The sequence below is a fragment of the Serratia rubidaea genome (assembly GCF_016026735.1).
In the GTDB taxonomy this organism is placed as follows: Bacteria; Pseudomonadota; Gammaproteobacteria; order Enterobacterales; family Enterobacteriaceae; genus Serratia_B; species Serratia_B rubidaea.
The window spans coordinates 2974767-2995756 of the sequence record NZ_CP065640.1 but is presented as its reverse complement, the minus strand read 5'-3'; the positions used below and the strand labels follow the sequence as shown (position 1 = coordinate 2995756).

Genomic DNA, 20990 nt, shown 5'->3' with positions numbered 1-20990 from the left:
TCATTTTGAAAACGATATTGATTTTTTAGTCTCTACACGAGATTTTATCTACCTTACCGTGAACTCAGGCAGGTGTAACGATGAAAAACGCTTTGTGTACCCGGCTTAATCTGCAGTACCCGCTGGTGCAGGCGCCGATGGCGGGCGTCTCCACCCCCGAACTGGCGGCGGCGGTCAGCAACGCCGGCGCGTTAGGCTCCATCAGCGTCGGCGCCGCCACGCCGGAGCAGGCGGAAGTGATGATCGGCAAAACGCAGGCCCTGACGGCCGGGCCGATTAACGTCAATGTGTTCTGCCACCCGCCGGTACAGCGCGATGCGGCGCTGGAACAGGCGTGGATTGAACGCTTCACGCCGCTGTTCCGCCAGTACGGCGCCGAACCGCCCGCCGGATTAAGCGAAATCTACCAGACGTTTCACGACAACGCGCGCATGCTGGAAGTGCTGTTAACCCTGTGCCCGGCGGTGGTCAGCTTCCATTTCGGCATCCCCTCCGCCGCGTTTATCGGCCAGTTAAAGGCGCGCGGCATCGTCACCTTTGCCAGCGCCACCACGCCGGCAGAGGCCAGACAGATCGCCGACAGTCAGATCGATTTTATTGTGGCGCAGGGCATTGAGGCCGGCGGGCACCGCGGCCAGTTTAATCTGCAGGAGGACGACTGCCGGTTAACCACCTTTACCCTGCTGCAGGCGATACGGCAGGTCACCGACGTGCCGGTGATTGCCGCCGGCGGCATTATGGACGGCGCGGGAATGGCCGCGATGCTGAAGCTGGGCGCGGCCGGCGTCCAACTGGGCACTGCGTTTATTCTGTGCCCGGAGTCCGCCGCCAATCCGGCTTACCGCCGCACTCTGCAAAGCCCGCAGGCCGCCCATACGGTGATGACCTCCGCCATCTCCGGCCGGCCGGCCAGGTGCATCAATAATGCGTTCTGCCAGTTTGCCCGCGACATCGCGCCGGACAGCATTCCGCCCTATCCGCTGACCTATGCGCTGGGCAAAGCGCTCGCCGCCGCCGCCGGCGCACAGGGCGAAGCGGGCTTCGGCGCCCAATGGGCCGGCCAGGGCGCCGCGCTGGCGCGGGAGATGCCCGCTGCGCGGCTGGTGCAAACCCTGGTGGCCGAGTGGCAGGCCGGCTGACCTCAACGACGCCCGCCCGTCAGCGGGCGTCCGTCAGCGTTTCTTCCTGCTTGACCGTGCGGAACGCCTGCATCAGCTTCACCACGTCCTGCATGCCCAGATTGACCTGATGGATCACCGCGCCGGCGTCGCGGGTCAGCGTCACGCCGCCGCCCGCCTGCGCCACGCAGGTCGCCATGCCGTCAATCGCCGCCGCCACGCCGTGCTGGATCGCCTTGGTCATGCCTTCAATCTCCACCGCCGCCTTGCGCGACTGTTCCGCCAGCGCACGCACCTCGCCGGCCACCACCGCAAAGCCGCGCCCGTGCTCCGCGGCGTGCGCCGCCTCAATCGCCGCGTTGATCGCCAGCAGGTTGGTCTGGGCGGCAATTTTCCGCATCGCCGCCACCAGCGTATCGATCTGCTGTGAATAGTCCCCCAGCTCGCCGATCAGCTGCGAGGTGTGCTGCGCCGCCGTTTCCACCTGCTGCATGCCGTCCACCGCCCGCTGCACGATGTCCGCCCCCTGCGCCGCGCTGCGGTCGGTATCCAGCGACAGCTGATGCACGTCGCGCATCAGCGCCTCCTCCTGCTGTTGCTGCTGCATCACACGGGTAATGTCCTGCGCGATCTTCACCACCTTCACCACCCGCCCTTCGTTATCCAGAATCGGGTTATAGCTGGCTTCCAGCCAGACCCGCGCGCCCTGCCGGTTCACCCGCTCAAACCGGCCGGTAATATACTCGCCGCGCGCCAGCCGCTGCCAATGCTGCTGATAGTCGGCGCTGGCGACATATTCGGCCGGGCACAGCATACGGTGCGACTGCCCGCGTGCCTCCGCCAGGCTATAGCCCATCAGCGCCAGCATATTGTCGTTGGCGTCTAAAATAACGCCCTGCGGGCTGAAGGTGATCATCGCCATCGAGCGGCTCAGCGCGGTCAGCAGGCTGACATGCTCCTGGTCACGCACGATGCGCGCGCTGACGTCGCTGGCAATCTTGATAATCTCGCACACCCGGCCGCGGCGGTCGAACACCGGCGTATAGGTGCCCTGCAGCCACAGCGGCTCGCCGTTTTTCCGTCGCCGCTGCACCGTGTCGCTAATCGCCTGCCCCTCGGCAAGCCGCTGCCAGTGCCGCCGGTAGTCCGCGCTGGCGGCATACGCCGCCTCACAAAAAATACGGTGCGGCTGGCCGACCACCTCCTGATGCGTATAACCCATCAGCTGTAGAAACAGATCGTTGGCGCGCAGTATCGTGCCGTCGGGAGTAAACGCGATGGTGGCAACGGCGCGTTCAATGGCGGCCAGCTCGGCAGCCTTGCGGGTGGTTAACTGTGTAAAACGTAACGGCATAAGTGGGACCCTTATTTTGCGGAATGATGAATATTCAGAACGCATTGCTATTTCCGCGCGTCGTTCCCACCACAACGCGCGCTGCCGGACGGAGAACACACCGTGTCGCCGCCGGCAGGGGAATCACCGGAAGTTGAATAATTGACAAAAGTTATTATTTAATAAGGAATTAGGCTGTCGCCTTTGTTATTTTTACCGATCGCGCTGAGCATAACGCAAGCCGGAAAAAAAGGAAGGAAAGTCAGGAAATTTCTTTGCGCCAGCGCGGCTGCCGGCGCATCAACAGGACGGGATCAGCGCCAGCGCTCGGCGGCCCAGGCGGCCTGCTGCTCCGCGGTGTGGAACGTCCAGGCGACAAAGCGGCTGATTTTTTGCCCCTGCGCCATCTCAACGGTGCGCACCTCCGCCGCCCCCGCCTGCCGCAGCGCCTGATACACCGCCGGCAGCGTGCTGCTTTTGGAGATCAGCGAGGTGAACCACAGGCAGTTTTGCGCCTTGCTGACGCTCTCCGCCACCATCGCGCAGACAAAAGCCTCTTCGCCCCCATCGCACCACAGTTCATTATTCTTACCGCCGAAGTTCTGCACCGGCTGCGCCGCCGGCTCGCCCTTGCCCAGCTTATGCAGCTTGCGCCGGGTGCTGGCGCGCGCCTCTTCGGCGGAGGCGTGGAACGGCGGGTTGCACAGCGTAGCGTCAAAGCGCTCGGCGGGGCCGATAATGCCGTCAAAGATCCGCGTCGGCTGCTTTTGCTGCCGCAGACGCACGCTGTTTTTCAGCGACGGGTTCATCGCAACGATCATTTTGGCCGACTGCAGCGCCCCGCTTTCCACCTCGGAGCCGGTAAAACGCCAGCCGTATTCACGTACGCCGACGATCGGGTAAATACAGTTGGCCCCGACGCCGATATCCAGGATCGCCACGCCCTTGCCGCGCGGGATCGCGCCGCCGTTGCCGGTCGCCAAGAGATCGGCTAGGTGATGCAGGTAGTCGGCGCGGCCGGGGATCGGCGGGCACAAATAGCCGGCCGGAATATCCCAGTGTTCAATGCCGTAAAAATGCTGCAGCAGGGCGCGGTTAAGCATTTTCACCGCCGCCGGATCGGCGAAGTCTATCGACAGGTCGCCCCACTGATTCGGCGCGACAAACGGCGCCAATGCCGGGCAGCTGGCGATAAGCTGCGGGAAATCATAGCGGGAACGGTGGCGGTTGCGGGGATGCAGGCCGTTTTTCTGCTGCGGAAAAGTTTTCTTTTTTTGCACCTGACGTACTCTTACTGGCGTGAACTGCGGCATAAGATAGCATATTCGCCGGGCAAACTTGCAGCCGGCGGGAAACGCGCCAGAATAAAGGGGTTTTAGCCGCCACTCAGCCCGGGAGAACACCGACAGTATGAGCAGTGAATCACGTTATTACTATGAACCCGCCGCCGGCCACGGCCTGCCGCACGATCCGCTGAACGCGATTGTCGGGCCGCGCCCGATCGGCTGGATCTCCTCCGTCAGCGCCGACGGGCAGCGCAACCTGGCGCCCTACAGCTTCTTTAACTGTTTTAACTACCGGCCGCCGATCATCGGCTTCGCCAGCTCCGGCTGGAAAGACAGCGTGGCCAATATTGTCGAAACCGGCGAATTCGTCTGGAACCTGGCGACCCGTCCGCTGGCCGAGGCGATGAACAACAGCTCGGCGTCGCTGCCGCGCCACGAGGATGAGTTCGCCTTCGCCGGTCTGACACCGCTGGCCGGCCGCAAGGTCAGGGCCGAACGGGTGGCGGAAAGTCCGGTGCACTTTGAGTGCCGGCTGAGCCAGTGCATCCAGCTGCAGAGCGCGGCCGGCGACAAGGTCGATACCTGGCTGGTGCTGGGGGAAGTGGTGGCGGTGCATATCGAGCGCTCGCTGCTGGATGAGCACGGCGTCTATCAGACCGCCGCCGCACAGCCGATCCTGCGCGCCGGCGGGCCGACGGCGTACTACGCCATCTCTGACAGCCACCGTTTTGATCTGGTGCGGCCGGACGCGCTGAAGTAGCGCGCCCGCCGCGCCGCTTACTGCCGCGCCTCTATCGCCGCGGCAAAGTCGCGGCACATCTGCGCATCGCCGTCGGCGTTGTCCGCCAGCACGCGATCGCCGTCCACCACGCGGATATGCGCCTCCAGGTTAAAATCCGCCGCCGGCTGCGGGCGCGCCGCCGCGGCCGCCATGCTCTGCTGCGCCGTCTGCCAGGCCTGCTCCACCGTCTGGTTGCAGGCCGCCGCCAGATAGTCCGAGTTAAAGCCTTCGCCGGTCAGGCTGCGCAGGGTGTCGTCGTGGCTGACGCCGTTGCCCGGCAGCCAGTAGTGATGCGCCAGATCGGGGCCGATAGCCGGGTTATCGGTCAGGTAGCCGTCGCGCTGCAGGAAGAAGTGCCGCGTCTGCTCCACCGCCATCAGCGCCAGCAGATAACCCTGATACGAACAGGCGGACTCCAGCGACAGCAGGTGCGGGATCGCCAGCGTCGGTCGCGGGCTGCCGCTGACGCCGAGGATCCGCTGCTCAACGTCGCGCGCCAGCTGCGTTATCGCCTGCGGCGTACGCTGCTCGTCATCCCACTGATACAGCGCCCACTCAAAGTACGGCACCAGCAGAATATGGCGCTCGTTAAAGGCGCGCATCGGCTGACGCGCATCGATGCCGGCCTTGATCAACGCGTCCGGCACCGCCTCGCCGGCGGCGTTTTTGGCATAGCGCTTCAGCCAGTCGGCGTCGTCCAGCAGGCTGTCGCAGAACATTGACTGGGTTTCCGCATAGGCCATCGAGGTGGGCGGGAACTCCTGCGAAAAGCACGGCGCGTTCTGGGCGATATTGGCAAAGTGCGCCGCGTGGCCGCCCTCGTGGAACAGGGTGTTCAGGCCGGAGGCGCCGCTGCCCACCTGCCCCGGCTGCGCCAGGCTGGTGAAGTTAATCTGCGCCGGCAGCCACTGCCCCTGCTGCACAAACGGCGGCACCGGGCCGTGCATAAAGCCGTTTTCATATTTGCCCGGCCGCACCAGCAGATCCAGATTTAACGCTGCGCCGCGGAAGCTGATATGCAGCCGCTTGAAGCTGTTGACCCAGCGCTCCAGCGACTGCGAGAACGGGAAGTACGGGTCGAGCTGGCGCGTGACGTCGCCGGCGCTGGCATAGCGGATATTCCACGGCTGCAGCGCCTGCTCGCCCTGCCGCTCCGCCAGCTGCCGCAGGCTGTTTGCGTTGGCCTCGCGGGTCTGCTGCTCGAAGCGATCGAGGATGGCGAACAACTGTTCCGGCGTCATACGCTCGGTTTTATTCACCTTGTAATCGAAGTAGTTGCGGTAGCCCATCTGGCGTGCAAAGCGGTTGCGCAGACCAATCAATTCCGGCAGGCCGTTGTGCAGCAGCCACTGCTCCAGATCGCGCAGCGCGTCTTGCGAACTGCGCCGGTACGCTTCATTTTCGTTGGTCGCCTGATTGGTCAGCAGCTCGCCCAGCGACGCCGCCACCCGCTCGCCCTGCGCGTTGAGGTGGGTGACCGGATAAGCTTTGCGGCGATCGAACAGATCGGACTCGGCGGCGATGATCTGATCCAGCAGCTGCTGCGCAGCGGGATCTTCCACCGCGTTGCAGTCAAAAAAGCGCAGCCAGCCGTTCAGGCCGTGCTGCAGCGCGCGCAGCGCCTCACTCGGCGTCTGGTTTTCCAGCTGCGCCAGCAGCTGACGGATCTCCGCCAGACGGCGCGGCTCGCCGATAAACCGCTTATAGGCGCTTTCCGCCGCGGTAAAGCGCGCCGACACGTCGTCCGCGCCGGTGCCCATATACTGCTGCCAGAACAGCTCTTCCTTGGTCTGGTGCACCCGCAGATAGTCCTGATTTAACTGATTAAAGTAATCGAGAGCCTGTTGCATAGCCGTCCTTCCTGTAGCGGAGCGGCGCCAATCCGCCCCGGAGGTGAAAAGTAAAATGGCCCTTACGCCAGCCGCGCCAGCCCCTGTTCCAGCGTTGCCGCCTGACCGGTGGCCACCAGACAGCAGGCCACCTGCAGCGCCAGTGCCTGCGGGATCGCCACCTCGCCAGCCAGGCAGCGCTCAATCCAGCGTGCGGTGGTCTCGGCGTCTTTCGCCGCCGGTAAGTCCGGCGTTTCATTCAGCGCCGGACGTTCCAGCAGCACGCGCTGTTCGCCGTCGGCGATAAAGTGAATCTGCGGGCAACGCTGCGGGTTGGCGTAGGCTTCGCCTTCGGTGCCGTGCATCAGCAGACCACGCGCGCCGATCTGGCGGAAAAACGACCCGACGCGGTCCACGTATTCCGGGTGGGAGACGCTGGCCAGACGCAGCACATCATGCTCGCCGAACGGCGTCGCCAGCTTGGCCAGCGTATGGGCGCTGTTGCGCACCCCCATGCGCCAGCGCAGGCCGAGCTGACGCTCCAGCGCCGGCGACAGCGCGGTGACCGGCATATACACCGCTTCACCGCCGTCGAGCCGTCGCTGCGCCGCGGCCGCATCTGCGGCTTCTTCAATCCCCAGCGCCCGGAAGATTTCCCCGCTGGTGACGCGGGTGGCGTCGTCCACCACGCCATGCACCACCACCGGCAGCCCGACCCGCGCCAGCAGCAGCGCCAGCAGCGGCGTCAGGTTGGCCTGCTTACGCGCGCCGTTGTAACTCGGCAGCACCACCGGCATCGGCCGCCCCGCCGGCGGCTGCAGCTGCGCCACCTGCTGCTGCATCGCCTGGTAGAAACCGATCATCTCTTCTTCCGCTTCGCCCTTGATGCGCAAAGCGATCAGCACGCCGCCCAGCTCCAGCTCCGGCACCTCACCGGCCAGCATCGCCTGGTACAGCTGACGCGCCGTTTCCCGGTCCAGACTGCGCGCGTGCAGCTTGCCGCGCCCTATTTCTTTGATAATTTTGCTGTAATCCATAAGGCTTTCCTTCAATGCGATGCTAATTAGCATACGCTATCTGCCGTGGCGCTCAACCTCCTCCATGCGCTGCGCGCGCGGTAAGAAAATGCCGGCTGCCAACGTGCGCCGGAACATGAAGATGACTCATGTTGTTATGAAATTAACTCGCTTTCACTCATCCCGGGGCTCTGGCATAAATTACTCAATATTAACGAATTGACAACATGACGGCTGATAAGCGGGAAACCAGCGCTCCCTGGCACCGCAGGCAACACCTTCAGCCCTCACGTCAGAACCCGGGATGCCAGATCACCATGAAGCAACAGTTTACCTTTACGATTAAGCGCAGCCAGTTTGATGAAAACTACAACCCTGCCGAAAGCACGCGTATTACCACCAACTTCGCCAATCTGGCCAGAGGGAAAAATCGTCAGGAAAACCTGCGCAATACGCTCACCATGATGAACAACCGTTGCAATAATCTGGCCTATTGGGATAACCCGAAAAGCGACCGCTATGCTATCGAGCTGGACATTATCTCCGTTGAGATGCACGTAGAGGGGAGCAGTGCGCCCTTCCCGGTGATTGAAATATTGCAAACCCATATCGTCGACAAGCAAACCAGCCAGCGTATTGCAGGCATTGTCGGCAATAATTTCTCGTCCTACGTGCGCGATTATGACTTCAGCGTGCTGCTGCTGGATCACAACAAAAACAAGGCTGACTTCAACATTCCGGAGAATTTCGGCGCGCTGCACGGGAACATCTTCAAATACTTCGTCAACTCACGCGAATATCAGGAAAACTTTAAAAAATCGCCGGTGATCTGTTTAAGTATCTCAAACAAAGACACCTATCACCGGACGGGCAATCAGCACCCGATATTGGGCATCGAGTACCGACAGGATCGCTCTTCGCTGACCGACCAATATTTCAACAAAATGGGCCTGCAGGTGCGCTATTTTATGCCGCCAAACAGCGTGGCGCCGTTGGCCTTCTACTTCTCCGGCGATTTGCTGAGTGATTACACCGATCTGGAGTTGATCGGCACCATCAGCACGATGGAGACGTTCCAAAAGATTTACCGCCCCGAGATTTACAATGCCAACTCAGCGGCCGGGCTGTGCTATCAGCCGAGCCTGAATAATCAGGATCATTCGCTGACCAAAATTGTCTATGACCGGGAAGAGCGCAGCCGACTGGCTATCGAGCAGGGAAAATTTACCGAAGAGCACTTTATCAAACCATACCAGAATATTCTTGAGCAATGGTCTGCTAACTACGCGCTTTGATTAACTGAAAATATAAAGGCTATCTGATTATGAAAACATTGCTCCCTACTTCCACCGCCGGCAGCCTGCCTAAACCTTCCTGGCTGGCGCAGCCGGAGACGCTGTGGTCCCCTTGGAAGCTGCAGAATGAAGAGTTGATTGAAGGCAAACAGGATGCGCTGCGCCTGTCCCTGGAAGACCAGCTGCGGGCCGGTATTGATATCGTCAGCGACGGCGAACAGACGCGTCAGCACTTTGTGACCACCTTTATTGAACATCTGAACGGGGTGGATTTTGAACAGCGTCAGGTGGTTAAAATCCGTAACCGCTATGACGCCAGCGTGCCGACCGTGGTGGGCGCCGTGGAACGTCAAAAGCCCGTTTTTGTGGATGACGCCAAATTTTTACGCCAGCTCACCACACAGCCGATTAAATGGGCCCTGCCCGGCCCGATGACCATGATCGACACGCTGTATGACAACCACTATAAAAGCCGTGAAAAGCTGGCCTGGGAGTTCGCCAAGATCCTCAATCAGGAAGCCAAAGAGCTGGAGGCGGCAGGCGTCGACATTATCCAGTTTGATGAGCCGGCCTTTAACGTGTTCTTTGATGAGGTGAACGACTGGGGCATCGCCGCGCTGGAAAGGGCCACCGAAGGCCTGAAGTGTGAAACGGCGGTGCATATCTGCTACGGATACGGCATCAAAGCCAATACCGACTGGAAAAAGACGCTGGGCTCCGAGTGGCGCCAATATGAAGAGGCGTTTCCCAAGCTGCAGAAATCCAATATCGATATCATCTCGCTGGAATGCCATAACTCACGCGTTCCTATGGATCTGCTGGAACTGATCCGCGGTAAAAAAGTGATGGTCGGCGCCATTGACGTGGCAACCAACGTTATCGAAACGCCCGAAGAAGTGGCCGACACCTTGCGTAAAGCGCTGCAGTTTGTCGATGCCGACAAACTCTACCCGTCGACCAACTGCGGCATGGCGCCTCTGGCCCGCCAGGTCGCCAGCGGCAAGCTGCGTGCGTTAAGCGCCGGCGCGGAAATCATCCGCCGCGAGCTGTAAGCCGGCACGCGTTTACAGGCGCACCCCATATCAGGCGATCGACAGCGATCGCCTGATTTTTCTGTTTTAGGGTGCCGGCAGCCGGCACGTCATTCCCCCCCGAGAACAAAAGGGAGGAACTGATAACAATTGCAACGATAATCATAAGAAGCACTTGACCATTTAACGTCCATTCCCCTGCCAATTTCCCCGGTTCGCGACCTGATGTATCGCGTGTTCAACGCAATCGCCGATCGCCATCCCCCGGCGATGACCTAGACACCATGCCAGCCGCCAGCGTATGGCGTCAGTCAGGTCAAAACTAGCCATACCGGCGATGCTTTACTATAGTTAAAATAATCTTAACATTTGTGTGATATACCTTCCCTTATTGAAGGCCTTTTCTATGCGGATTAGGGCAAACAAGAACGGGACAATCAGAAAATAATAATAATCAAGTTGATGACATTATTAGCACCATTAAGAAGATTGCGTTTAATTGATGTACTATTTAAATATTAAGATGGGGGTTGCATGCTACACGTAAAGATTTTCGAAAAAAATGAAGTTTATGGCAAACATGTGGTCAACTTACTCAGCGATCTGCACGAAAAAATATTCCTTCCTCCCAATAATATCACGTCAGATGACATCATCTCGGCGTATATTCACCCCGGTGCGGCCATCAGCAAAATTGCCATTTATTATGATGATAACATCCCCGTTGGCTTTATGTGCATGCAGAGATACGAAACAGAAATAAATAACAAAAAGTCAAACATTTTCCGCAGTCAGGTTGGGTTATTGAAAGACTATAGAAATAAAAATATCGTTAAATTAACCTATTTAAAATTTGTGATTTCAGAAATGTTACTCACCCCAAGAAAATCCCTCTTCTTTGAGCTATGCGTCCATCCCTCCAGCTATTGTTCAATGCTCAAGAAAGGTTGCAACAGAAATAAAGTATGGCCGACCAAGGAAAATGCACAGCAAAATACTCCGATGAAGGATCTATGCGAGACATTGCTCAATAAGTTTGATCTGGAGATAAAAAGAGAAAATGGCGTATTCATTCATAACGATGGACTAGGGCCAACCCGCGTTGAAAAAAAACCGCAAGGTGGGATAAGTAGCGACGCTCAATTTTTTATAGAGACAAACCCCGGCTATGTAAACGGCGATGGACTGGCCATCATTGTAAGCCTTTCCGTGAAAGATATACTGGTTAACATCTTCCACCAGATGCTGAGTAAAATAAATCGTAGCTTGATGACGAGGCCGCTGCATGGCCGAGAGGAATCCCCGCAAGAGAAACCGAATGAAATATAACGATCGCTGCCGCTTTTGCGATAGGCAGAAATACATGACGGGAAAGCATGCCGCTCGCCGCCATGGGGTTTGATGATCGGGCGCTCAATCAGCAGCGATTGAGCGCCCCTCATTATTGATAAACCACAATGCCCCAAAGCAGGCTCACCGTGGCGATTCAGTACCGCCTACATATTGCTCAATTTCTGCTGTAACGCTTTATCAGGGGATAATGCGCGCCGCCCGCAGCTGCGCGAACAGGCTGAAGAACATCTCGTCGGTTGCCTGCATGCGGGTGAAGCCTGCCCGGCGCAGCTTGCTGCCATCGCCAAACATGTCGTAATCCCAGCCAAAGACAAAATCGGCAAAACTCCCGTCGCTCAGCCGTAAAATATCCGCCTGCGCCAGTTGCTGTCCTGCGGCAAGTTCACGCCACGCCGCACGGTAGTCCTGAAACAGCTGGCTAAATGACAGCCTGACCGGCGGCGCGCACTCCAGCTCAAACCACTGCGCGATGCGCGGCCACAGTTCGCTCCAGCGCCAGACGTCGCCGTTATTGACGTTAAACGCCTGATTCTCCGCCATCGGCGAAGTAGCCGCCCACTGCGTGGCTTCCGCCAACAGCACGGCGTCGGTATGATCAACGATGCTGTGCCAGGTGTGCTCTGAAGCGGGAAAGCGCAGCGGTAAGCCCTGCGCCTTACACAGCGACGCATACAGCGCGATGCTCAGCACCAGATTCATCGTGTTGCCGGGCAGCGTGCTCCCCACCACGCCCGGCCTGATGGCATTCCAATGCCACGCTTTCCCGCGCTGAAACTGGCTGAGCCAGGCGAGCTGGGCGGCGTTGAACTCTGCGCCGGGCACGCCCGGGTCGCTTTCACGCGCCGGGGTTTTGAATGGCCCGAGATGCGCGCCATATACCTTGTAGCCCTGCATCAGGCTGACGGTCTGCAGCGGTGCGATATTCTCCATATTCGTCACCAGGTTGCGCAGCATGGTGACGTTCGGCTCCACCATCTCTGTCCAGTTCGCGGCGTTCACCCAGGCGCTGTAAAAGATATGGCTGACGTTACCAAGCGGCTGCAACGCCTGCGCGCTGTGCTGCGCATCCAGCAAATCGACGTTAACCAGCGGAATGCCGGCTGGATGGGAGGAAGCATGACGGCTCAGGCCAATGACTTCCCATCCGCTCTGCAAAAGCGTACTGACCAGTTGGCTACCGACCACACCGCCGGCGCCGGCGACCAGCGCGACCTTCTGTTGCTGCATCTTGTTCATGGTATTTCTCCGGGAAAGGTGACGGATCCAGTGTGATATATTATTTTTTCCACACATAGCCCATGAAACTGATGGCACTTATAAGCAGAATCATTAAATGAATAATAAGCTCAACGCCATTGCTACCTTTTTACGTGTCGCAGACGCGGGCTCTTTTTCCGCCGCGGCCCGCCAGCTCGGCATGAAACAGTCGGCGGTCAGCCAGCAGATTGCCGCCCTTGAGGCGGAGCTCGGCGTGGTATTGCTGCGCCGCACCACCCGCGTGATGGCGCTCACCGAACAGGGCGAGCGTTACCGACGCGATATGACGCTGGTGCTGGACGCCATGCGCGAAGCGGAAAGCCGTCTGAACCCGGCCGATCATCAATGGCAAGGCAGCGTGCATCTGCAGTTGCCGAGCGGTCTGGGGACGCTTTTTTTACCGCATCTGCTGGCGCTGCAGAACATGCATGCGGGATTGCACCTGACGCTGTCGCTGGATGACCGTATTGCCGATCTGGTCAGTGAAGGCGTGGACGTCGCGCTGCGGCTGGGCACCGAGCCGCCGGAACCCCACGCGGCGCGCATGCTGGCGCGTATTGAAACGGCGCTGTTTGCCGCCCCCGGTTTTGCCGCGGTGCATACTCTGAGCGAGCTGGCGGCGCATCCGCACGTGCGGTTCAGCGGCATCGCGCCGGATGCCCCGCTGCGCCTGGTCAGCGCTGGTGAAACTGTCGATGTGAAAGTGAATACCGTGTTCCGGGCCAACACCAGCGAAGCGCTGCTGCAGGCGATAAAGTCCGGCGTCGGCATCGGCGGCATGCAGCTGCCGCTGGCGGCCAGGGCGCTGCAGTCTGGCGAGCTGGTCAGCGTATTGCCGGACTACCGGTTGCCTGACCGCTTCCTCTATGCCGTCTATCCCGACGCGCGCTTTATCCCGCAGCGGGTCAGAAGCCTCATCCGCGCGATCGAGCAATTGCTGCCTGAAATAACGGGGAATGGCTGAAGGGAAGATCAGTCAGAATCAGCGCGTTTCACTGCCAGGAATTCTGCAATCGCCGCCGTTACCGCCTGCGCCGCTTCGGTCGGCGGATGATGACCCACGCCGGCCAGGATCAGCAGGCGAGCTGCAGGGATCAGGCCCGCCATCTCCTGACTCAGTGCAACGGGGGTGGCCGTGTCCTGTTCACCACAGATAATCAATGTCGGCGCCGTGATATCTGGCAGTAGCGCGGTGATATCCCCGCGTTCAAACACCGCGGCATCCAATGCAAGCGCTAACCCTGCGCGATCGTGCGACAGCATGATGCGGCGCTCCCGGGCGGCCTCTGCCTGATGATTCTGCAGCCACCGTTCGCTGTTGATATAACCCTGAAGGCATTTAAATAAATCGCCACGCTCAGCGTCTGAACCGCTGAGCAGAATGCCGCGCTGCCTGCGCCAGTTTGGCAGACGTTCCGGGTATTCCGCTCTGGCGCTGGTGCCGATCAGCACCAAACCGGACACCCGCTGCGGATAGCGTGCGGCGAGTCTGATGGCGACCATGCCGCCCTGACTCTGGCCAACCACGGTCACTTTGCCCAGCGACAGCTCCTGAATCATTAACGCCAAATCGCTGCTCAGGTCGTCAAGCGTCCAGCCGGCGGGATGGTACTCGCTCTGGCCGTGTCCCGGCATATCCAAAACAATACAGCGGTACGACTGACTCAGGGCCGCAACCTGTGCAGAGAAAATTTCATGGTTGGCGAACAGCCCGTGGGCAAACAGCAGCGTCGGCCCTTCGCCGATATCGCGGTAACGATACAGCGTGCCGTTAATTCTCACCTGCTGAAGCTGCCATTCATCGTCAGCGTCAAACGCCCTGCCAAGCAGCGCAGAATCTTCAAACATTTGATAACGGGTGATTTTCGACGCCGATACCTTAAAATGAATGATCATATCGCTGCCCACCGCATTTCCCGTACTCAGTACGATATGACGAAAGCGACCCAGCACCAGCACGCTGTCATGATGGGCAATCATGTCACTGATGGCGAAATCCAGCGACCTGAAGTGCTGCGGAAAAGCGTGCAGCCAGCGCCTGACCTGCTCCGGCCCCTGCAACAACCCGACGGTGGATACCTCCGGCACGCCGTCAATATGCCACACGACATCGTCATCAAGCAGGCTGACCATATCCTCCACCTTGCCTGCGGCAAAGGCCGCCAGATAGGCCTCTACGGTCTTTTTTGCGCTCAGCGCCTGTGCGTCATGGCTATGGGTTGTTTCCATCTGATTGTTCCTCGTGAAAAAGCATGAATACCACGATGAAAGTTTATTTTTTCCATATTTTGAAAACTACAGATAAAATCAGCCAATTATTTTCCAAAAATAGAAAATTGCATGCGTGGAATAAATATGGACTGGAACGACTTACGCTTCTTTTTAGCCGTCGCGCGCACCAACAGCCTCACCAAAACGGCCGCTAAGCTGAACGTCAGCCAGTCGACGGTGTCACGCAGGATTAGCGCGCTTGAAAGCAGCTTACAGACCTGCCTGTTCCTCCATCATCAGACCGGCTACTTTCTTACCGATGCCGGGCAGGAGGTGCTCCGATATGCCGAAGAGGTGGAAGGCAAGGTCATAACGCTGGAGAAAAAAATCTCCGGCCGGGATCTGACGCCGGCCGGAACCGTACGCCTGGCGACGGCGGTGACGCTGGCAAACCACCTGATTATTCCGGCGCTGCCGCGCTTTCAGGCCCGCTATCCCGGCATCACGCTGGAACTGATCACCGGGGTCAATACCGTATCGGTGGTGCGCAATGATGCCGATATCGCACTGCGGCTGGTTCGTCCCGAGCAGAACAGCTTAAAAATACGCAGGGCCGGCGTTATCGCCTCTGCGGTGTACGGCGCCGAGGCCTATCTGCGCGCGCATCCTGCGCCCGCCGATAACCCAGCGGCAGGCCGCAGCTTTATCACCTGGGACAGGTCATTCAGCCACCTTCCCGCCGCCAGATGGCTTAATGAACGCTTCCCCGATCGGACGTCGGCATTAGCCTTAACCAGCCTGGTCACCCAGATCGGCGCCGTAAAAGCGGGCCTGGGACTGGCGGTATTGCCCTGCTTTATTGCCGCGCAGAACCACGATCTGGTGGAGGTCATCCCCACGCAACAGGTGTTTGCCGAGGAACTGTGGCTGGTCAGTCATACCGACCTGGTCGCCCCGTCGCGGATCAGGGTCGTCGCCGACTTTTTAATGGAGATTATCGCCGAGGCGCATCTGGCATAAGCCGGCCGGCTCACCTATCCGCGTCTGCTGTAGATGAACGTGATGCCGACATAAAATCCGTCAGGGCGTGGATTGCCGCTAACCGATTTTTTTCCAATACCAGCATGTGTGTCGCTTCACCAATTTCCAACCAGCGTTTTTCTGGTGAACCCGTTGCACGCAGGAACCACGCCTGCATCAAATCAATGGGAACATCAATATCCCATTCGCCGTGCATCAGAATGACGGGAACCCGTATATCCTCCGGCCGGTAGTAAGGCTTATCGGCCGTCCAATATTCCCGGATATCCTGAATCGGGCCATTACCTGATTTAAATGAGGTATCCGCACGTAATTCGGCGTCCGGTTCCGCAGCCAGGGTATGCGCGACCCATGCGTCAAAAGCGCCTTCAGGGATCAGGCCGTCACGTTTGTCGGCAGGCGCCCCGCTAAGCCAGTGCCGCTGCGCCGCATGCATATTAACGATGCGCCAGGCGCCCAACGCTTCCCCGCTATCAATGGGCACCGGTTTATTGCTGAGCCACTGCGGCGCGAGCAGGCCAAGACTGCGCACTTTTTCATTATTTTTCGCCGTATAGGTTGCAGCAATGGTGCCTCCCCAGGACATGCCAAAAATATTAAGCCGTTTCAGTTGCCTGGTGCGCAACAGAAAGTCCGCGGCATAGGTGAAATCACGCAGCGCCGTCTCGGTACGCCCCAGCGGTAAACCCGGCAGTGCCGGCTCTGCCATCGCCTGCGGACGGGTTGAGCCGCCATAGCCCCGCACATCGACGGCGTACACATCGAATCCGGCGTCAGCCAGATGATCCATAAAGGACTTTCCCGCAACCGGCGTATCATAAAGACTGCCGGACGAATATGTCGCGCCGTGCACCATTAATAAGGTGTTTGACTCATCATAGCTCCGGTTTTTATCCGGACATTTTCTGATAACGTTCAGAGCGATACCGGCAGTATCAGAAGGGATCAAAAAGCGTTCGCTGAAAATTTCCTGCTTAGACATGATTGCGCCTCACCTTATAACGATAACCACTGTAATTGGCCTTCGGCATTCGTTTCGATCCTGCCCGCTGAAGCGCCGGGGAAATGGGCCGTGAAGACGGTTGCCCGCGTCGCAACGGCGAACTCCAGCGCCTTGCGGCGCGAATGCAGGGACTGTTCGGGAAATTCACAAAAAACCGAATTCCACTGCGGGAGCGCTATTTGTAGCGGATGATGCATAACGTCGCCCCAGAAAAAGGCCGTTTCTCCTTCCGAGGTAAAACTCAGCGACAGGTGATCGTAACTATGTCCCGGTGTTGAATGGAGCTGAAAACCCGCCAGTGGAAAATCGTCATCGCCGTTTATCAGCGTCCCCATACCGGCGGCAACAATCGGAGCTACGCTGTCTTCATGGACGAACTCGCTCGGCTGACGTACGTTGTCAGGATCGGCGTAATAAACAAACTCTTTCTGCGAAAAGATATAGCGGGCGTTCGGAAAGGTAGGCACCCAGCGTCCCCCGCTCAGCACCGTATTCCAGCCAACGTGATCGACGTGCAGATGGGTATTGAAGACATAATCCACCTGCTCCGGCTCGACGCCCGCTTCACGCAGCCGGGCGAGATACGGCACGTCCAACTGGTGGAACAGCGGGTTGCGCGGCCGCGATTTCCCGTTGCCGGACGCCGTATCAATCAGCAGGGTAAGACCGTCGACCTGCAGCAACCAGCTGTGGGTGCTTTGGGCCAGAGAAGAAAACTCGCCGGAAAAACAGTATGCCGGCAATGCCTTGGCCGCATCTTGCGCGATATCATCCTGCCATTGCGGATAGAGAAACGATCCCGCTACGTTTTCCAACGCCAGCTCCGGGATTTTACTTATCCGCGCGCGGCCGATTTTGTGCGTCGTAATAGCAGACATAACTTTACTCACCTTAGTGTTCAACCTATAACAGGCTTTATACTTGCCGGTTTATCCCCGCCGAACAAGACGGGCGGAAGGGATGGATGGTTGCTGATTTTGCAACGATAGTCTGAGGTACACAGATTGGATAGGCTTACAATGATGCGCTCTTTCGTCCGGGTGGTGGATTCCGGTTCTTTTGTCAGTGCCGCCCGGCTGCTCAATATACCGAAATCGACCGTCACCCGGCATATCCAGGCGCTGGAACATGAGCTGGGCGCAAAGCTGCTGAACCGTACTTCACGTACGCTGAACCTGACCGAACAGGGGCAGATTTACTATCAGGGGACGTTACGGCTGCTGGAAAACCTCGACATTCTGGATAGCAACGTTCAGATGTCCGCCATGCAACCGCGGGGAAAAGTCCGCGTAGAAGTGCCGAATGCCCTAGCCTATTGTCTGGTGATACCGGCGTTGCCCGATTTTCTGGCGCGTTATCCCGATATCCAACTTGAGCTTAGCGTCGGCAACCGGACGGTCAATCTGATCGAACAGAATATTGACTGCGTTATACGGATTGGAGAGTTGTATAACGATGCCCTGATTGCCCGCTCTTTAGGGGAATTGGCGCGGGTGACCTGCGCCAGCCGCAGCTATCTTGAACGCAGCGGACAGCCGGCGCATCCCGCCGATCTGGCGCAGGGGCATACGCTGATACAGATTGTTTCCCCCCGCACCGGCCAGAGGGTGGTGAATGAACTGTATCGCGACAGGCAGGTGGAAAGAATAAACGCGCAGTGGCAGTTTGCCGTTAATGATTCAATGGCCGCACGTACGGCCGCGCTTAACGGTTTAGGCGTAGTGACGACATACCGCTTTCTGGTTGAGGAATACCTGTCAAACGGCCAAATGGTCGAACTGTTTGCTGACTGGAGCATCCAGCGCATACCGGTGCATATCGCCTGGCCGGAAAATCGCCAGCTTCCCTCGAAAGTCCGCATTTTTATTGACTGGGCCAGAAGTCTGTTCAACCAGGGGGAGTGAGTTCGTTCCGGGGATATGGCAATAACTGCCAGCAGGCGCGTTTATGCCGCGCATCGTATTTACCCCCTCCTCCGGTATGTGCCCGGCCGGCAGAGGCCTTTTCGCCGGGGCGAGCGCGCTGAACAACCAGCACCACCTTGCCCTGCAAACTGTCCCGAAAGGCGCACTTATGGGCTGCGGGTGCCAGCACCAGCGGATAGGGGCCATCTTCAAACCGCAGCCTGATTCAACACTGGTGCCGCGCCGTCTCTCACACTATCGGCGGAGCGTGCTTTTCTGGAACTGCTTTTCGACGAGCCTGGGCGATTGGCAGCGGTGCCCTGTCGAAATCGGCACAAAATTGAAGCTGTACGGGAAAAGCTGCTGTGAGCGAAAAACGAACCTTATATGGCATAATCGACTAGCCTATCTGTATCAATTAATGCTTTGAGATAAACATTTTCAATGTATATCCATCTAATTTATAACTATATAATTATCTGCACCAACAGAGTATTTATATAGTGACGCCTCGGAATCAAAAGATTCCGTTCCCTGGGGACTTATACCATTGAGTGCCAGAAAATGGATAAGAAAAGTCCCCGACTCCTTTAAGCTATGCACAAATGTAAGTTCATAACTTTCTCCAGAACCAATATTAATGAACGGCAGTACCAGACGATGGGATGTACCTGTGTAGCGACCGGTGCTTAGGCTTATTGGCTGTTGATAAAGTGGATTTCCTTTAGAAAAACTAACAGGCACAAGCGTCAAAGCCTCATCGTCCAAAAAAATTTTACTTTCTTTATTACCAAGATTCGAAAGTATTACTTTAACCTGTAGCAGGTTAAGTCCATTTCCGATGGGCTGAACCGTCGAGTTAATCTTTGCTTGGATATGTGGTACTTGCTTAGTCTTTTGTTCTAATTCCTTAAGAGTATATTCTGTAACTTCCTTTTCCTTATTCACATAAACAGCTGAATAGTATCCCCAAATCCCGACTGCTATTGCAGCGGAAGTCGCTAAAACCTGCAAAAAAACTTGGAATACTATATGTACCTTCTCGATTGTACTTAACGAACTTTTATCCATTCCTAGCTTCTTACTCATGTTAAGGAATACTCATTAATACGTCGAAACTCACATTATCTGTGCGACTCAGATCGTCTAGCAGTAAGTTTTATCTATATAGCTACTCTTGATAGAAATCTTTGACTACTGTGAAAAAAATGCTAACGTCATCACTGTGAATCTGCTAATTCCCATGGCAAATCTCTACGCCCATTCACTGGTCTAAGAGTACCATCAAATCTCAATTGTTGAGCTGCCCAACGAATATCATACTGCCACGTATATAATATATCACCTGAATCCTTAAGTTCAGATTCATAGTTATCCCAAACATACTTTGAAATTTCACGAGGCCAAGCACTACCATTTCGCTCTTGAAGACACTCAATGATCCATTGTTTCATGCTTTCTCTAGTTACCATCATATCTCCTGAATTATTCCTGTTGGTAATATACCTTGATACTAACAACTAACGCTTCCGGCACCAACCCCCTAGTAAAGCCCACACTAAGCCAGCGGACGTCACATCCTCCCGGTGCTCAGCACCTCACCGCTATCCGCCTGCCAGAGTCTTGATTTCGGCCAGTAGCCAACGCTCAAAGTCCTCTAATGCCGCTTCATTGGCGCCGGTTTCCGCCGGTTTGACCAAACAGAATTTTTTGCTCAGGCCGTCTGATTCTGGCCAGGGCGCAACGAGCGCACCGCTGCTCAACTCATTTTCGACGTACATACGCGGCACCAATGCGACGCCTTGCCCCGCCGTTGCGGCAGCGATGGCCATCTCATGCAGATCATAGCGCACGCCCTGAGCGGGATTATCCAGGCTTATCCCGCTTTCCCGGGCATAGCGCTGCCAGGCATCCGGATTCTGCCGGCGGTGAATTCGCGGCAGTTCGTTTAACGGCTCGCTGAGGTTATTATCCGTTAGCAGGTCGGGATGGCATACGGGCAACAGTTTTTCCTGAAACAGAAACTGCATGCGCATGCCCGTCCATGCGGGATGTGCAAAATGAACCACGGCGTCAAAGCCGCTTCCGCTCAGAATAAAAGGATCCGTTCTAGCCGCAATATTTAACGTTATATCCGGGAACAAGGCGTTAAAGCCGGCCAAACGGGGTATCAGCCACCGGCTGGAAAACGTCGGCAGAGCGGCAATATCCAGACTCCTGCTGCCGGCAGGCATCCCCATGACGGACTGTGTATCCCTTTCAAGCCGTTCGAGCGTTTCACGCACGTGATGCGCATAGCGCGCTCCGACAGGGTTAAGCCTTACGCGGCTCCCCGTCCGATCAAACAGTCGGCAGTTCAGCAAAGCTTCAAGACGCGCAATCTGGCGGCTAATGGCCCCTTCGGTCAGCGCCAGCTCCTCTGCCGCCCGGGCAAAATTGCCGTGCCGCGCAGCGGCATCAAAAGCCTGCAGGGAAGCGCTGCTGGGTATTTTTTTACGCATATAAACGGCCCTTCGCTTGGTACACACCACA

19 protein-coding genes are annotated in these 20990 nt (G+C 57.5%); 8 read left to right on the top strand and 11 right to left on the bottom strand.

What is annotated here, in order from left to right; translation table 11 throughout:
• Positions 1 to 80: 80 nt before the first annotated feature.
• The gene (locus I6G83_RS14080; RefSeq protein WP_054304939.1) at positions 81 to 1139 is read left to right on the top strand and encodes an NAD(P)H-dependent flavin oxidoreductase; all 1059 of its coding nucleotides are present in this window, start codon (positions 81 to 83) and stop codon (positions 1137 to 1139) included.
• Between the two features lie 19 nt (positions 1140 to 1158).
• Here I6G83_RS14080 and I6G83_RS14075 read toward each other — a convergent pair whose 3' ends face one another.
• Both I6G83_RS14075 and rlmF read right to left on the bottom strand, forming a co-directional pair.
• Positions 1159 to 2472, bottom strand: coding sequence for a methyl-accepting chemotaxis protein (locus I6G83_RS14075; protein ID WP_054304940.1), 1314 nt, complete (start codon positions 2470 to 2472; stop codon positions 1159 to 1161).
• Positions 2473 to 2765: 293 nt separating this feature from the next.
• A complete protein-coding gene (rlmF, locus tag I6G83_RS14070) occupies positions 2766 to 3731 on the bottom strand; it encodes a 23S rRNA (adenine(1618)-N(6))-methyltransferase RlmF (protein WP_174545393.1) in 966 nt (321 codons plus the stop codon).
• Between the two features lie 130 nt (positions 3732 to 3861).
• Here rlmF and I6G83_RS14065 point away from each other — a divergent pair, with 130 nt between their 5' ends.
• Positions 3862 to 4497, top strand: a complete 636-nt coding sequence (locus I6G83_RS14065) for a flavin reductase family protein (RefSeq protein ID WP_054304942.1) — start codon at positions 3862 to 3864, stop codon at positions 4495 to 4497.
• A gap of 17 nt (positions 4498 to 4514) precedes the next feature.
• On the opposite strand, the gene I6G83_RS14060 is transcribed toward I6G83_RS14065, so the two are convergent.
• Positions 4515 to 6368 carry a M3 family metallopeptidase gene (locus I6G83_RS14060; protein ID WP_054304943.1) on the bottom strand — a complete coding sequence of 618 codons (1854 nt, stop codon included), beginning with the start codon at positions 6366 to 6368 and terminating at the stop codon, positions 4515 to 4517.
• A 62-nt stretch (positions 6369 to 6430) separates the two neighbouring features.
• Positions 6431 to 7384 carry a DNA-binding protein YbiB gene (gene ybiB / locus I6G83_RS14055; RefSeq protein WP_054304944.1) on the bottom strand — a complete coding sequence of 318 codons (954 nt, stop codon included), beginning with the start codon at positions 7382 to 7384 and terminating at the stop codon, positions 6431 to 6433.
• 296 nt (positions 7385 to 7680) lie between these two features.
• Here ybiB and I6G83_RS14050 point away from each other — a divergent pair, with 296 nt between their 5' ends.
• The 3 genes from I6G83_RS14050 to I6G83_RS14040 all read left to right on the top strand — a co-directional run bounded on the left by I6G83_RS14050 (position 7681) and on the right by I6G83_RS14040 (position 11018).
• Complete coding sequence (locus tag I6G83_RS14050; protein ID WP_054304945.1) at positions 7681 to 8658, top strand: DUF1852 domain-containing protein; 978 nt, start codon at positions 7681 to 7683, stop codon at positions 8656 to 8658.
• Positions 8659 to 8687: 29 nt separating this feature from the next.
• Positions 8688 to 9710 (top strand): methionine synthase, encoded by a 1023-nt coding sequence (locus tag I6G83_RS14045; protein WP_054304946.1) that lies wholly within the window; start codon positions 8688 to 8690, stop codon positions 9708 to 9710.
• 513 nt (positions 9711 to 10223) lie between these two features.
• On the top strand, positions 10224 to 11018 hold the full coding sequence (locus I6G83_RS14040) for a hypothetical protein (RefSeq protein ID WP_054304947.1): 795 nt from the start codon (positions 10224 to 10226) through the stop codon (positions 11016 to 11018).
• Between the two features lie 201 nt (positions 11019 to 11219).
• Here the strand turns inward: I6G83_RS14040 and I6G83_RS14035 are convergent, their stop codons facing one another.
• Entirely contained in the window at positions 11220 to 12278 is a 1059-nt protein-coding gene (locus I6G83_RS14035) for an SDR family oxidoreductase (RefSeq protein ID WP_054304948.1), read from the bottom strand.
• A 97-nt stretch (positions 12279 to 12375) separates the two neighbouring features.
• Between I6G83_RS14035 and I6G83_RS14030 the strand changes: the two genes are divergently transcribed.
• Positions 12376 to 13263, top strand: a complete 888-nt coding sequence (locus I6G83_RS14030; protein ID WP_054304949.1) for a LysR family transcriptional regulator — start codon at positions 12376 to 12378, stop codon at positions 13261 to 13263.
• 8 nt (positions 13264 to 13271) lie between these two features.
• On the opposite strand, the gene I6G83_RS14025 is transcribed toward I6G83_RS14030, so the two are convergent.
• A complete protein-coding gene (locus tag I6G83_RS14025) occupies positions 13272 to 14528 on the bottom strand; it encodes an alpha/beta fold hydrolase (RefSeq protein WP_054304950.1) in 1257 nt (418 codons plus the stop codon).
• A gap of 111 nt (positions 14529 to 14639) precedes the next feature.
• Here I6G83_RS14025 and I6G83_RS14020 point away from each other — a divergent pair, with 111 nt between their 5' ends.
• A complete protein-coding gene (locus I6G83_RS14020) occupies positions 14640 to 15530 on the top strand; it encodes a LysR family transcriptional regulator (RefSeq protein ID WP_054304951.1) in 891 nt (296 codons plus the stop codon).
• 10 nt (positions 15531 to 15540) lie between these two features.
• Here the strand turns inward: I6G83_RS14020 and I6G83_RS14015 are convergent, their stop codons facing one another.
• Both I6G83_RS14015 and I6G83_RS14010 read right to left on the bottom strand, forming a co-directional pair.
• Positions 15541 to 16533, bottom strand: coding sequence for an alpha/beta hydrolase (locus I6G83_RS14015; protein WP_054304952.1), 993 nt, complete (start codon positions 16531 to 16533; stop codon positions 15541 to 15543).
• Between the two features lie 14 nt (positions 16534 to 16547).
• Positions 16548 to 17432: an MBL fold metallo-hydrolase gene (locus I6G83_RS14010; RefSeq protein WP_054304953.1), complete on the bottom strand. Its 885-nt coding sequence runs from the start codon at positions 17430 to 17432 to the stop codon at positions 16548 to 16550.
• 141 nt (positions 17433 to 17573) lie between these two features.
• Between I6G83_RS14010 and I6G83_RS14005 the strand changes: the two genes are divergently transcribed.
• Complete coding sequence (locus tag I6G83_RS14005; RefSeq protein WP_152972169.1) at positions 17574 to 18458, top strand: LysR family transcriptional regulator; 885 nt, start codon at positions 17574 to 17576, stop codon at positions 18456 to 18458.
• Between the two features lie 456 nt (positions 18459 to 18914).
• Here the strand turns inward: I6G83_RS14005 and I6G83_RS14000 are convergent, their stop codons facing one another.
• From I6G83_RS14000 to I6G83_RS13990, 3 genes are all read right to left on the bottom strand, one after another.
• On the bottom strand, positions 18915 to 19529 hold the full coding sequence (locus I6G83_RS14000) for a hypothetical protein (protein ID WP_054304990.1): 615 nt from the start codon (positions 19527 to 19529) through the stop codon (positions 18915 to 18917).
• Positions 19530 to 19678: 149 nt separating this feature from the next.
• Positions 19679 to 19912, bottom strand: a complete 234-nt coding sequence (locus tag I6G83_RS13995; RefSeq protein ID WP_232238916.1) for a hypothetical protein — start codon at positions 19910 to 19912, stop codon at positions 19679 to 19681.
• Between the two features lie 150 nt (positions 19913 to 20062).
• Positions 20063 to 20959, bottom strand: coding sequence for a LysR substrate-binding domain-containing protein (locus I6G83_RS13990; RefSeq protein WP_054304956.1), 897 nt, complete (start codon positions 20957 to 20959; stop codon positions 20063 to 20065).
• Between the last annotated feature and the right edge of the window lie 31 nt (positions 20960 to 20990).

Excerpts from the sequence above, each read along its gene's own strand:
- I6G83_RS14010 (WP_054304953.1), bottom strand. The coding sequence starts at position 17,432 with ATGTCTGCTATTACGACGCACAAAATCGGCCGCGCGCGGATAAGTAAA.
- I6G83_RS14020 (WP_054304951.1), top strand. The coding sequence starts at position 14,640 with ATGCGTGGAATAAATATGGACTGGAACGACTTACGCTTCTTTTTAGCC.
- I6G83_RS14065 (WP_054304942.1), top strand. The coding sequence starts at position 3,862 with ATGAGCAGTGAATCACGTTATTACTATGAACCCGCCGCCGGCCACGGC.
- I6G83_RS14050 (WP_054304945.1), top strand. The coding sequence starts at position 7,681 with ATGAAGCAACAGTTTACCTTTACGATTAAGCGCAGCCAGTTTGATGAA.
- I6G83_RS14075 (WP_054304940.1), bottom strand. The coding sequence starts at position 2,472 with ATGCCGTTACGTTTTACACAGTTAACCACCCGCAAGGCTGCCGAGCTG.
- I6G83_RS14040 (WP_054304947.1), top strand. The coding sequence starts at position 10,224 with ATGCTACACGTAAAGATTTTCGAAAAAAATGAAGTTTATGGCAAACAT.
- I6G83_RS13990 (WP_054304956.1), bottom strand. The coding sequence starts at position 20,959 with ATGCGTAAAAAAATACCCAGCAGCGCTTCCCTGCAGGCTTTTGATGCC.
- I6G83_RS14030 (WP_054304949.1), top strand. The coding sequence starts at position 12,376 with ATGAATAATAAGCTCAACGCCATTGCTACCTTTTTACGTGTCGCAGAC.
- I6G83_RS14025 (WP_054304950.1), bottom strand. The coding sequence starts at position 14,528 with ATGGAAACAACCCATAGCCATGACGCACAGGCGCTGAGCGCAAAAAAG.
- I6G83_RS14000 (WP_054304990.1), bottom strand. The coding sequence starts at position 19,529 with ATGGATAAAAGTTCGTTAAGTACAATCGAGAAGGTACATATAGTATTC.
- I6G83_RS13995 (WP_232238916.1), bottom strand. The coding sequence starts at position 19,912 with ATGAAACAATGGATCATTGAGTGTCTTCAAGAGCGAAATGGTAGTGCT.
- I6G83_RS14035 (WP_054304948.1), bottom strand. The coding sequence starts at position 12,278 with ATGAACAAGATGCAGCAACAGAAGGTCGCGCTGGTCGCCGGCGCCGGC.
- I6G83_RS14045 (WP_054304946.1), top strand. The coding sequence starts at position 8,688 with ATGAAAACATTGCTCCCTACTTCCACCGCCGGCAGCCTGCCTAAACCT.
- I6G83_RS14060 (WP_054304943.1), bottom strand. The coding sequence starts at position 6,368 with ATGCAACAGGCTCTCGATTACTTTAATCAGTTAAATCAGGACTATCTG.
- ybiB (WP_054304944.1), bottom strand. The coding sequence starts at position 7,384 with ATGGATTACAGCAAAATTATCAAAGAAATAGGGCGCGGCAAGCTGCAC.
- I6G83_RS14005 (WP_152972169.1), top strand. The coding sequence starts at position 17,574 with ATGATGCGCTCTTTCGTCCGGGTGGTGGATTCCGGTTCTTTTGTCAGT.
- I6G83_RS14080 (WP_054304939.1), top strand. The coding sequence starts at position 81 with ATGAAAAACGCTTTGTGTACCCGGCTTAATCTGCAGTACCCGCTGGTG.
- I6G83_RS14015 (WP_054304952.1), bottom strand. The coding sequence starts at position 16,533 with ATGTCTAAGCAGGAAATTTTCAGCGAACGCTTTTTGATCCCTTCTGAT.